Origin of the sequence: Burkholderia sp. Ac-20344 (genome assembly GCF_017104975.1) — a bacterium.
Taxonomy (GTDB): domain Bacteria; phylum Pseudomonadota; class Gammaproteobacteria; order Burkholderiales; family Burkholderiaceae; genus Burkholderia.
In genome coordinates, this window is the sequence record NZ_JAAGPP010000024.1 from 20,291 (window position 1) to 32,604 (window position 12,314).

Here is a 12,314-nt window from a genome sequence, read left to right on the forward strand (position 1 = left end):
GGCCATCACTCCGGAAACGGCAATTCGGTCTGCCCGTCCGCGCGCATGCCGAACGTGTTCAGCGCCATTGCGACGAGCGCGTAATAGCCGAGCAAGGCAACGAGATTCACGACGGTTTCGTGGCCGAAGCGCGCTTCGGCCCGCGCGAACGTCGCGTCGCTCACGCGCCGCGTGTCGTACAGTTCGCTCGCGAACGCATGGATCAGCGCATCGTCGTCCGATTCGAATGCCGGTGCAACGCCGCGCCGGATCGCGTCGGCCGTCGCGGCCGGCACACCGGCGTCGAGTGCGATCGGATGGTGGATGTGCCACTCGGCCTGCGAGCGCCAGCGCGCGGCCGTCACGAGAATCGCGAGTTCCGACAGGCGCAGCGGCAGGCCCGTGCGATAGCGGCAGAACGCGCCGAGCTTCTGCGCGTGCTGCGCCAGCTCGGGGCTCGCGATCCAGCCGAGAAACGGCCCGTTCAGGTTGCCGCGCGGGCCGCTGAGGATGTCGGCCAGCACGGCCTTCTGCTCATCGGTGGCCGATGCGGGATCGAACGGAGGCAATCTGTTAGTCATGGCGATGTCCGGACGAGGTTCGACGAATGGGGTCACGCGCCGGCCGACGCGAGCGCCGCGCCGATCGCGCCCGACAACCGCTCGACGATCGTATCGATCTGCTGCGCGGTGCAAATGAAAGGCGGCGCGACCAGGATGTGATCGCCGTGAACGCCGTCGATCGTCCCGCCCATCGGATACACCATCAGGCCGCGCTGCATCGCTGCGCGCTTGACGGCCGCGTGCAGCTTCAGCGCGGGATCGAACGTCGCCTTGCTGTCGCGATCGCGCACGAGCTCGACGCCGACGAACAATCCGCGGCCACGCACGTCGCCGACATGCGGATGCGCGCCATAGTGCTCGCGCAACGACGCGCGCAACTGCTCGCCGCGCGCCTTCACGTTGTCGAGCAGCTTCTCTTCGGCGATCACGCGCTGCACTTCGAGCGCGGCCGCGCATGCCGTTGCATGGCCGAGGTACGTGTGGCCGTGCTGGAAGAAACCCGAGCCGTCGACGATCGTCCGGTAGATGCGGTCGCTCACCAGCGTCGCGCCGATCGGCTGGTAGCCCGCGCCGAGCCCCTTCGCGATCGTCAGCAGGTCGGGCGCGACGCCGTCTTCGTCACACGCGTACAGGTAGCCCGTACGGCCCATCCCCGACATGATCTCGTCGAGGATCAGCAGCACGCCGTACTTGTCGCACACGGCGCGAATCTTCTTCAGGTACGTGCGTACCGGCGGCACTGCGCCGGCCGTTGCGCCCACCACCGTCTCCGCGACGAACGCCGCAACGCTCTCCGCGCCGAGTTCGACGATCTTCTGCTCGAGCTCGTCCGCCAGCCGCTGCGCATACGCTTCGTCGGTCTCGCCCGCCTGCTGGTCGCGGTACGCGAAGCACGGGCTCACGTGGTGCGCCTCGATCAGCAGCGGCAGGAACGGCTCGCGCCGCCACGCATTGCCGCCGATCGCGAGCGCGCCGAGCGTGTTGCCGTGATAACTCTGGCGCCGCGCGATGAAATGGCGGCGCTGCGGCTCACCCTTCTCGACGAAATACTGGCGCGCGAGCTTCAGCGCGGCCTCGACCGCCTCGGAGCCGCCCGACACGAAATACACGTGTTCGAGGCCGGCCGGCGCGGCGTCGACGAGCCGGTCGGCCAGCTCCTCGGCCACGTCGGTCGTGAAGAACGACGTATGGGCATACGCCAGTTGCTGCGCCTGCCGCTTGATCGCGTCGATCACGCGCTGGTTGCTGTGGCCGAGACACGAAACGGCCGCGCCGCCGCAGGCGTCGATATAGCGTTTGCCGGTCGAGTCGATGATCTCGATACCGTCGCCTGCGACGGCGACGGGCAAGGCGGCGCGTGGAGCGCGATGGAAAACGGTCGTCATGCGTTGCCTCATGAATCAGGATGCGTCGTGCACGCGTCCGGACGGCACGATGCGCGTCGCGAAACGCGGCGTGCCTTGTTGGTAAAGGGTAAAGTCGATCGATGCCGCGCCGATCGCGAACACGGCCGTGGCCAGCGTGTTCTCGTCGTCGGGGTCGGCCGGATCGTCGCGGTAGATCGGCAGCCCTTCCGGCGCGCGATCGCCGAGCACGCGCAGCAGCGCGGCTTCGTCGACCGCATCGATGCCGGGCGTCAGCGCGTCGACGCGGCGCTGGCGGTCGGCCGACGATTGCGTGACGATCTGCGCTTCCGCGTCGCAGCCGGGATGCACGAGATGGTTCGCATGCCCCGCGAGCCGCGCGACGTCGATCGCCGAACAGCGCGCGACGCTCGCCTCGATGCTCAGCAGCCGCGCGTCGCCGGTCGCACCGAGCGTGTGATGAAAGCCGCTCGCGCGCGCATGACTGCGCAGCACGTCGGCCGCCGCGTCGAGCGACGTCGCATCGAGCACGGCGCGCGCGAGGATCATCCGCGGCACGCCCGCTGCCGGCGTGCGGATCCGCAGGTTGTTGATCGCCTGCGCGATGCCCGCGCGGTTCGCGGCGAAGGTATGGCCCGGCAGCGAACCCGGGTAGTAGAAGCTGATGAAGCCCGGCTTGCCCGCCGGCTGCACGTCGACGAGCAGGCAGCGCTCGCGCAGGAACGGATCGCCGTCCTCGTTGTGCGCGATCCAGCGCGTGCCGTTGGCATCGCGCGCGGCAAGCGTCGTGCAGCCGTCCGGCGCGTTGTGGATCAGCTCGCCGCGGCAGTTCCACAGAAAGATGTCCTCGGCCGGCCAGCCGATGCCCGCCGCGATCCCGTCCAGTTCCGCGACGAGATCGGGATACGCGGCCAGCGCCGCCTGCCGCAGTGCCGCGACGAACGGATGGCTTCGCCAGCGGCACACGGCCTGCCACGCGCTGCTCTGCTGCATGTATGCGTCGAACACGGGGCGGGCGAGCTCGCCGAGGCGCACGCCGATGTCGAACGGCGCGCCGGCGATGACGGGGGAAAGGGAAAGCGGCATGTCGGATGGTTCGGTTTCGTTCAGGACACGTGTTTCAGGAATTCCTTCAGGCGCGGGGTCGGCGGCCGGTCGATCAGGTCGACCGGATGACCGTCCTCGGCAATCCCTCCCTGATCCATGAACAGCAGCCGCGTGCCGACCCGTTTCGCAAAGCCGATCTCGTGCGTGACGACGATCATCGTCATCCCTTCGGTCGCGAGATCCTGCATCACTCTCAGCACTTCGTGGCGCAATTCCGGATCGAGCGCCGAGGTCGGCTCGTCGAACAGCATCAGCCGCGGCCGGATCGCGAGCGCACGCGCGATCGCGACGCGCTGCTGCTGGCCGCCCGACAGCTCCGACGGGTAATGATTCGCACGCGATTCGAGGCCGACCTTGTCGAGCAGCGCCATCGCCTGGTCGCGTGCGTCGGCGCGCGATGCGCCGCGCACCTGGATCGGCCCGAACATCACGTTCTCGAGCGCGGTCATTTGCGGAAACAGGTTGAACTGCTGGAACACCATGCCGGCTTCGAGCCGGATGTTGCGGATCGTCGTCGCGTTGCCGCGCACGCTCTGGCCGTCGACGAGCAGCTCGCCGCCGGTGATTTTCTCGAGCGCATTGATACAGCGCAGCATCGTCGACTTGCCCGAGCCGGACGGGCCGATCACGACGACCACCTCGCCCGCATCGATCTTCAGGTCGATATGCTTGAGCACCGGCACGTGGCCGAAGCTCTTCGACACGTTCTGGAATTCGATCATGCTCATAAGATTCGCATCCTCTTCTCGACGAGCCGCAGCGTCAACGTCATCGCGCCGGTCAGCAACAGGTAGATGACGGCCACTGCCGTCCAGATTTCAACCGCCTGGAAATTGCCCGCGATGATTTCCTGCCCCTTGCGCGTCAGTTCGCCGACGCCGATCACGATGAACAGCGACGTGTCCTTCAGGCTCACGATGCACTGGTTGCCGAGCGGCGGAATCAGGCGCCGGAACGCCAGCGGCCCGACCACCTTCAGCAGCACGCGCGGCATCGACAAGCCCATCGCGAGCCCCGCTTCCGTCAGCCCCTTCGGGATCGACAGCAGCGCGCCGCGCACCACTTCCGCGAGATACGCGCCGGAATTCACCGTGATCGCGATGATCGCGGCCGTCAGGCCGTCGATGCGGATATGCGCGAGCAGCGGCAGCGCGAAATACAGGAACATCACCTGCACGACGATCGGCGTGCCGCGGATCAATTCAATATAAACCTGTGCAAGCACGTTCATCGCCTTCGGTCCGTATGCGCGGAACATGCCCGCGATCATCCCGACGATGAAGCCGCCCACCAGCCCGAAAAATGCGATGAACACCGTCAACCGGACCCCGTCCATCAGGTCCGGCAACGCCGCCCAGATCGCCGACCAATCGAAATTCACTTGTCGCTCCCCGTTCGATTCAAGACCGGCGCGGCCACCCGGCCGCGCGCTGTTGCGGCGTCACGCTCACATCTTCGGCGGCTCGGCACCGAACCACTTCTTGTAGATCTGCGCGTAGCGGCCATCGGCCCGGATCTTCACGAGCGATGCGTTGACCTTCGGCACGAGCGGGCTGCCCTTCGGGAAGCCGATCCCGTACTTGTCGCCGCTGACCGGCTGGCCCGCAACCTTCACTTTGCCCTTGCCTTCGTTGTTCACGAAGAACAGCACGTTCGGCGTGTCGTGCATCGCCGCGTCAACCCGGCCGGCTTCGAGCGCCAGGTAGGCCTGGTCGATGTTCGGGAACTGGCGGATCTCCTTCGGCTTCAGGTGCGCCTTGATCCAGTCGATCGTCGCGGTGCCTGTTTTCGCGGCGATCACCTTGCCGTTCAGGTCGTCGATCGACTGGATCGTCGTGTTGCCGGTCTGCACCATCGCCGCGAGGCCGCTGTCGTAGTACGGCGCGGAAAAGTCGATCGCCTTCTTGCGCTCTTCCTTGATCGTCATCCCCGACAGCGCGACGTCGATGTTCTGCGTCTGCAGCGCCGGGATCAGGCCCGCGAAATCCATCGGCTGGATCGTATATTTCCAGCCCTGGTCCTTCGCGATCTCCGCCCACAGGTCGAGATCGAAGCCGACGTACTTGTCGCCCTGCTTGAACTCGAACGGCATGAACGACGTGTCGGTGCCGACGACGAGCGTCCTGGTATCCGCGTGCGCGAGGCTTGCGCCGAGCGCGGCAACGACCGCGACGGCTTTCAGGAAGGAACGGCGACTCATGGCTTCTCTCCGCATGATTGAGCGATGTGACCGGCCAGCCGGCCGGCAGGAACGACGACATCAAGCCGCACCGCAACATGCGATGTCGAATTAGACCGTAGTGCAACATGTGTTGTCAATCGCGATACTACGACAACAAAAATGTGCGCAACGGGTAAATGCATCGAGATAAACCCGGGCGCGCGGGGCGGACAGATCGGAGGAAAGGGAATGCGCCCGGGGCGAAGCGCTCGAGCCGGATCGCGCCGCGCCGGCCGATGGCAGCGGCTGGGGAGCGGCTGGCGGTGACGGGTCTGGACGGGCAGGCTTGCCGTCCCGGGCATCACGCGCGAGAGGAGGATGACGGCACGGCCGTTCGGACAATCGCCGCCGCCCACGCGTTTGTCAGCGTGGATCGTCGGCGATTCGACGCGGCGCCGTGCCGGGGCGGCTGCCGCCGCGGCTCAACGCATGTTGCGGGATGCGCGCGCAACCGCCGGCCGGCCGCGCGCCGATGCAGCGTCGCCTACGCCGCCACCCCGCTCGCCTGATGCGACACGAGCCGCGCATACGCGCCCTGCCGCGCCATCAGGTCCGCATGCCGCCCGGCCTCGATCACGCTGCCGTGCTCCATCACGAGGATCAGGTCGGCATTGCGCACGGTCGACAACCGGTGCGCGATGATGATCGACGTGCGTTGCGTCATCAGGTCTTCCAGCGCCGCGCGGATCTGCTGCTCGCTGATCGTGTCCAGATGGGAGGTCGCTTCGTCGAGGATCAGCACGGGGGCATCCTTCAGGAACGCGCGCGCAATCGCGACGCGCTGGCGCTGGCCGCCCGACAGCTGCACGCCGCGCTCGCCGACGCGCGTCGCGAGCCCGTCCGGCAGCCGCGCGACGAATTCGCCGAGCGCCGCATGGTCGATCGCGCGCTGCACGTCCGCGTCGGACGCGTCGTTCGCGGCGAGCCGGATATTCGCTTCGAGCGTGTCGTTGAACAGGTAGGTATCCTGCGCAACCAGCGCGATGTGCTGCCGCAGGTCGTCGAGGCGCAGGTCGCACAGGTCGACGCCGCCGAGCGTCACGCGGCCCTGCTGCGGATCCCAGAAGCGCAGCAGCAGGCTCGCGACCGTCGACTTTCCCGCCCCCGACGCACCGACCAGCGCGACCGTGCTGCCCGGCCGCACGTCGAAGCTCACGCGGTCGATCGCGGGCACGCTGCGGCCCGGATACGTGAAGGATGCGGCTTCGAAACGCACCGCCGGATTGGCGGGCATCGCGCGCGTGCCGTCCGTCACCGGCACGGGCTCCTTCTCCAGCGCCCGCAAGCGGCGCGTCGACGCGATCGTGTCGGCGAGCTGGCGCGCGACCTGCCCGATTTCGGCCACCGGCATGAATGCGGCCACCGCAACCAGCACCAGCAGCGGCAACGACTCGCGCGGAAACCAGCCGTGCGCGCACAGCAGCGCGCCGAGCGCCGCGACGACCAGCCCGCCGAGCCCGCTCGCGATTTCCAGTGCGGCGCTCTGTGCCGACAGGTCGTCGAGCAGCTTCGCGCGCTGCTTGCGGTACGCATCGACTTCGGCCACGAACGCTGCGCGCCGGCGCGCGACGGCCTGGAATGCGGTCAGCTCCGCGAGCCCCTGGATCGTTTCGGTCAGGTGCGCGCCGAGCTGGCCGAGCGCTTCGCGCGCGCCGGTGCCGAGCCGGTCGACCTCGCGCCGCGCCAGCACCGGCGCGAGCCCGGCCCACGACAGGAACGGCAGCAGCACGAGCGCGAGCGGCCACGCAACCGACGCGAGCAGCACCAGCACGGCGGCCGGCACGAGCACCGCGACGAATGCGGGCGCCAGCGTGTGCGCATAGAAATACTCGACGGTCTCGACGTCCTGCGTCGCGAGCGACACGAGATCGCCGGAACGGCGGCGCAACAGCCCGGCCGGCGCGAGGCGTTCGAGCGTCGCGAACAGCGCGATGCGCATTTCCGCGAGCAGCCGGTACGCCATGTCGTGCGCGAGCCACGATTCGAGCCAGTGCAGCACGGCCGCCACCGGCGCGATCACGAGCAGCGCGGTGACGAGCGCCGGGCTCACATGGCCGCCCGGCACCGCGCCAACCACCAGCGCGCCGATCACGCCGACGCCGATGAACGCGAGCACGCGGCCGATCCCGAACAGCACCGTCAGCACGACCTTGCCCGTCCACGGACGCACGAAGCGCAGCAGCGTCTGCAGGGTTTCCGGCCAGCCGATCGTCGCGGCATCGTCGTTCAGCGGCCGCACCTGCGGGCCCGACGACGCGCGCGCGGTCGCGCCGGCCGTCGTCGCCGCGCCGACCGATTCGGCGACCGCTTCCAGTTGCGGCCCCATCAGCCGGCGATACGGGCCGTCGCGCGCGATCAGCGCCGCGTGCGTGCCTTCGTCGACCACCTGCCCCTGGTCGAGCACCAGGATGCGATCGGCGCCGATCACGCTGGACAGCCGGTGCGCGAGCACGAGCGTGGTCCGCCCGCGCGTGAGCCGGTCGAGCGCCTGCTGGATTAGCGCTTCGTTCTCCGCGTCGACCGACGACAGCGCCTCGTCGAGCAGCAGGATCGGCGCATCGCGCAGCAGCGCGCGGGCAATCGCGAGGCGCTGGCGCTGGCCGCCCGACAGCATGAGCCCGCGTTCGCCGATGCGCGTCGCGTAGCCGTCGGGCAGCGCCGAAATGAAATCGTGCGCGTTGGCGGCGCGCGCGGCGGCGATCATGTCCGCGTCGCTCGCGTCGGGACGGCCGAGCCGCAGGTTGTCGGCCACGCTGCCGTCGAACAGCGTCGCATCCTGCGCGACGACCGCGATCATCTCGCGCACCTGGCCGACATCGAGCGTGCGCACGTCGTGGCCGCCGATGCGGATCGCGCCGCCCTGCGCATCGTGCTGGCGCAGCAGCAGACGCACGACGGTCGACTTGCCCACGCCGCTCGGCCCGACGATCGCCACCGTCTCGCCTTCGCGAACCGAGAAGCTCAGCGCCGCATGCGCGTCCGCGCGACGCCCAGGATACGCGAAGCTGACGGCGTCGAACGCGATCTCCGGCCGCAGGCCCGTGACGCGCGGTGCGTCGGTGGCCGGCGCGTGGCTATCCGCGTCGAGCAGCGCGTGGATCGCATTCGCCGCCGACTGGCCGATCATCCCCTGGTGCAGCACGGAACGCAGGTCGCGCAGCGGCCGGAAGATCTCGCTGCCGGCCATCAGCACGATCAGCAGCGCCTCGAGGCTCATGTCGCCGTGCCGCACGCGCCACGCGCCGGCCGCGATCGCGGCGGCCGCGCCCAGGCCGGTGCCGAGATCGGTGAAGAGCCGCGTCAGCAGGCCGAGCGCGAGCACCCAGAACGTGCTGTCGGACAGCGCGCGCGCCTTCGCGGCCAGCTTCGCGCCGAACGCGGTGCTTTGCCCGAACGCCTTCAGCGTCGGCAAGCCTTGCACCGCGTCGAGAAATTCCTCGCCGAATGCCTTGAACGCTGCGGAGCGCGCAAGTGCCGCGCGCTTGTCGGCACGATGCACGAGTTGCGGCAGCGCGAGCGTGACGAGCGCCGCGACCAGCAGGATCGCGGCCGTCGGCACGTCCCACCACGCGAGCACCGCGAAGATCATGACCGGCGCGCAGGCCGCGATCACGAGCTGCGGCAGGTAGGTGCCGAAAAAGGTCTGCAGCTGCTCGACGCCGTCGACGACGGCCAGCATCACGCCGCCCGTGCGTTCGCCGCTGAACCAGGCGGGGCCGAGCGCGGCGATCCGGTCGAACAGCCGCGCGCGCAGCGTGGCCTGCACGCGCCCGGCCGTATGCTGCGCGAGCACCGTGCGGCGATGGTCGAGCCATGCGCGCAGCAGCACGCAGGCCGCCGTTGCAACGACGGCTTCGCCGATGCTGCGCGGCGGCGCGCCGGAAAAGACCAGCGCCAGCACGCGGCCGAGAAACACGAAGCGCAGGATCCCGACACCCATCGCGAGCAGCCCGAGCGCGACAGCCGCGGCGACCCGCCAGCGCAGTCCCGCCATCATTGCCCATAGTCGTCGGTCGAAATACATGAAGCCCTCCGGTCGTATCTGGTTGCGTTTTTCTTGACCGGATCGAGGCTACCCGCGCAGCCCGCGCGCGGCAAAAGATGATTTTTCAACGGGTGTTGAGTCAACTACAATACCCCGCATGTCGCACCTCCCTCCCCTCAGCGCATTGCGGGCTTTCGAGGCGGCCGTCCGCCTCGGCGGGTTCGCGCGCGCGGCGGTCGAGCTGAACGTGTCGACGAGCGCGGTCAGTCACCAGATCCGCGCGCTCGAGGAATCGCTCGGCGCGCGGCTGCTCGAACGCAGCACGGGGCTCGGCGGCATCAGCCTCACGCCGGCCGGCGAGCGCCTGCTGCCGGCCGTCAGCGATGCGCTGTCGCGCCTGACCGATGCGTGTGCCGAGATTCGCGGCACCGCGCAACGGCTCACGGTATCTGCCAACGCGCCGTTTTCGGCGATGTGGCTCGCACGCCGCCTCGCGGAATTCTCGTCGCTTCATCCCGAAACGCCGCTGCATGCCGTCGTGCTCGACGACGAACCGGATTTCGCGCGCAGCGGCGTCGATCTCGCGATCGTGCACGTGCCCGCGCACCGGCTGCGGGCCGACGACGACATCCTGCTGCAGGAAACGGTGTTCCCGGTCTGCAGCCCCGAACTGCATCCGTATGCCTCCGTGAACGTGTGCCGCTCCCGGCTGCTGCAGGAGATGCACGAGCACAGCCCCGAGATCGACTGGCGCAACTGGTCCACGGAGTTCGGCCTGCCGGGCGACTTCGAGACGAAGATCGTCCGCTACAGCAGTTTCAGCCAGGTAATCGGCGCGGCGGTCGGCGGCGCGGGCATCGCGCTCGGCCGCGCGCCGCTGATCGAGCCCGAGCTGCGCAGCGGGCGCCTCGTGCCACTGAGGCCGGGCCTCGAGCGCGCCGCGTCGTGGCGCTTCGTGCTGCGCCGCAATCCGTCGACGCGACACAGGCTGCTCGATCCGCTCACGGCCTTCCTGCGGCGCGAAGCGCAGGCGGAGTCGAACCCGGCACCGTTCGCCGGCCCGATCGTTGCGCCCGCATCCAACGACCGTCTCGCGCGCAGCGCGGGCGGCGCGGCCGGCAAGTAACGCGCCGGCCTTGCCCGCGCGCCGTGCTCAGGGCGTCGCGAAGAACAGCGCGACCACGCACGCCATCCCGCCAAACCACACGAGCGAACGCAGCGACGCCCAGTTCAGCAGGTACATCAGCGTATAAACGACGCGGATCGCGACGAACGCCATCGCAAGCTGATCGACGCGATGCACGTTCGCGCCGTTGTGCCATGCCACCACCAGCGCGGCGGTGAACAGCGCGAGCGCCTCCCACGCGTTCTGGTGCGCGGCCTGCGCCCGCGCGCGCCAGCCTTCGAGCTTTGCCAGATAGTCGCGCGGCACGCGGTTGTCGTAGCCCTTGCGGGCCTTCGCGAGAAACGTCATCGGGAACGGCAACAGCGCCACGATGAACAGGCACAGCTGGGACGTCGTCATCAAAAGTCTCCTCCTTTATGATTACATTGATCAATGACAAGATCGCCGAGAGCTTAGCATTGCGCCGAGCCGTTCGCGCACCGGTTTTCTAGACGGGAGACTCGGCTGCACGGGCCGCCGCTAGCCGCAGCCAGCCCGGATCGATACCAAAATTTCCACCAAATCATCGACAAATACGTTAATTAAAACTGGTCGAACACCAATAAGATGGCGTTCAACACTGGCCTGGCGCGTTGTCGCGCCAGGCTGCCGAATCCGCGCCGCCGCGCGCGCCGAACGACATCCGACCCGAGACATCGCCATGCCCCGTCCCATCGTCGCCCATATCCGCGCTGACGCCGTCCGTCACAATCTCGACTTCATCCGCCGCACCGCCGCGCAATCGCGCGTGTGGGCCGTAGTCAAGGCGAACGCGTACGGCCACGGCATCGAGCGGATCTACCCGGGCCTCGCGGCCGCCGACGGCATCGGGCTGCTCGATCTCGACGAAGCCGTGCGCGTGCGCGAACTCGGCTGGGACAAGCCCGTGCTGCTGCTCGAAGGGATCTTCGAGCCGGCCGACGTCGAGCTGGCCGATCGTCACCGGCTGACGGTGGCCGTGCACTGCGACGAGCAGCTCGACCTGCTGATCGCGGCAAAGCCGCAGCAGCCGATCGACATCCAGCTCAAGATGAACTCCGGGATGAACCGGCTCGGCTACCGCCCCGCCGCTTTCCGTGCCGCATGGGAACGCGCGGCCAGCGCGCCGTCGATCGGCAAGATCACGCTGATGATGCATTTCGCGAACGCCGACGAAGGCGAAGTCGACTGGCAGCTCGACCAGTTCGATGCGGCCACGGCGGGAATTCCGGGCGAGCGCTCGACGTCGAACTCGGCAGCCGTGCTGTGGCATCCGCGCGCGCACCGCGACTGGGTGCGGCCCGGCACGATCCTGTATGGCGCGTCGCCGACGGGTGCGTCGCGGGATATCGCCGACACGCCGCTGATGGCCGCGATGACGTTGACGAGCCGGATCATCGGCGTGCAGACGCTTTCGCCGGAAGAAACCGTCGGCTACGGCCGCCGCTTCACGGCCGACCGGCCGATGCGGATCGGCGTCGTCGCGTGCGGCTATGCGGACGGCTATCCGCGCCACGCGCCGACCGGCACGCCGATCGCGGTGGACGGCGTGATGACGCGCGTCGTCGGCCGTGTGTCGATGGACATGCTGACCGTCGACCTGACGCCGTGCCCGAACGCGGGTATCGGGTCGAGTGTCGAGCTGTGGGGCGACCAGGTGAAGGTGGACGACGTGGCGGAAGCCAGCGGCACGATCGGCTACGAGCTGATGTGCGCACTCGCGCGCCGCGTGCCGGTCGTGGTCGTGCCGCCCGGCGCGTCGCGCGAACAGCCGGCGTTGCGCACCGGGAGCCACGGGCGCTGACCGGCGTCGATACGGCGATGCACGGTTGCGTCGCCTGACGCGCTGCTTCGGTTACGGGTCGCCTCGGGCGGCCCGTTTGCGTTCCGGTGTACGGGAACGGCGTGGATTACGACCCTTCCGCTCCGATCGGCGGCACGATCCAGCGAC

Annotated in this window: 10 protein-coding genes; 2 read left to right on the forward strand and 8 right to left on the reverse strand. The window is 68.7% G+C overall.

What is annotated here, in order from left to right:
• Positions 1 to 5: 5 nt before the first annotated feature.
• From G3N64_RS10810 to G3N64_RS10840, 7 genes are all read right to left on the reverse strand, one after another.
• Positions 6 to 560, reverse strand: a complete 555-nt coding sequence (locus G3N64_RS10810) for a carboxymuconolactone decarboxylase family protein (protein WP_205783851.1) — start codon at positions 558 to 560, stop codon at positions 6 to 8.
• 32 nt (positions 561 to 592) lie between these two features.
• Positions 593 to 1,927: an aspartate aminotransferase family protein gene (locus G3N64_RS10815; RefSeq protein WP_205783853.1), complete on the reverse strand. Its 1,335-nt coding sequence runs from the start codon at positions 1,925 to 1,927 to the stop codon at positions 593 to 595.
• 15 nt (positions 1,928 to 1,942) lie between these two features.
• Positions 1,943 to 2,992 carry a C45 family peptidase gene (locus tag G3N64_RS10820; protein ID WP_205783855.1) on the reverse strand — a complete coding sequence of 350 codons (1,050 nt, stop codon included), beginning with the start codon at positions 2,990 to 2,992 and terminating at the stop codon, positions 1,943 to 1,945.
• 20 nt (positions 2,993 to 3,012) lie between these two features.
• Positions 3,013 to 3,741, reverse strand: a complete 729-nt coding sequence (gene glnQ / locus G3N64_RS10825) for a glutamine ABC transporter ATP-binding protein GlnQ (RefSeq protein WP_205783857.1) — start codon at positions 3,739 to 3,741, stop codon at positions 3,013 to 3,015.
• Positions 3,738 to 4,394, reverse strand: a complete 657-nt coding sequence (glnP, locus tag G3N64_RS10830; protein WP_011355557.1) for a glutamine ABC transporter permease GlnP — start codon at positions 4,392 to 4,394, stop codon at positions 3,738 to 3,740. Before glnP ends, glnQ begins: the two co-directional genes overlap by 4 nt.
• A 66-nt stretch (positions 4,395 to 4,460) precedes the next feature.
• Entirely contained in the window at positions 4,461 to 5,213 is a 753-nt protein-coding gene (gene glnH, locus G3N64_RS10835) for a glutamine ABC transporter substrate-binding protein GlnH (protein WP_205783863.1), read from the reverse strand.
• Positions 5,214 to 5,718: 505 nt separating this feature from the next.
• A complete protein-coding gene (locus tag G3N64_RS10840) occupies positions 5,719 to 9,258 on the reverse strand; it encodes an ABC transporter ATP-binding protein (RefSeq protein WP_205783864.1) in 3,540 nt (1,179 codons plus the stop codon).
• Between the two features lie 118 nt (positions 9,259 to 9,376).
• Between G3N64_RS10840 and G3N64_RS10845 the strand changes: the two genes are divergently transcribed.
• Complete coding sequence (locus tag G3N64_RS10845) at positions 9,377 to 10,345, forward strand: LysR family transcriptional regulator (protein WP_205783866.1); 969 nt, start codon at positions 9,377 to 9,379, stop codon at positions 10,343 to 10,345.
• Positions 10,346 to 10,372: 27 nt separating this feature from the next.
• Here G3N64_RS10845 and G3N64_RS10850 read toward each other — a convergent pair whose 3' ends face one another.
• Positions 10,373 to 10,744 carry an MAPEG family protein gene (locus G3N64_RS10850; protein WP_205783872.1) on the reverse strand — a complete coding sequence of 124 codons (372 nt, stop codon included), beginning with the start codon at positions 10,742 to 10,744 and terminating at the stop codon, positions 10,373 to 10,375.
• Between the two features lie 301 nt (positions 10,745 to 11,045).
• Between G3N64_RS10850 and alr the strand changes: the two genes are divergently transcribed.
• Entirely contained in the window at positions 11,046 to 12,167 is a 1,122-nt protein-coding gene (alr, locus tag G3N64_RS10855; RefSeq protein WP_205783878.1) for an alanine racemase, read from the forward strand.
• Positions 12,168 to 12,314: the final 147 nt, after the last annotated feature.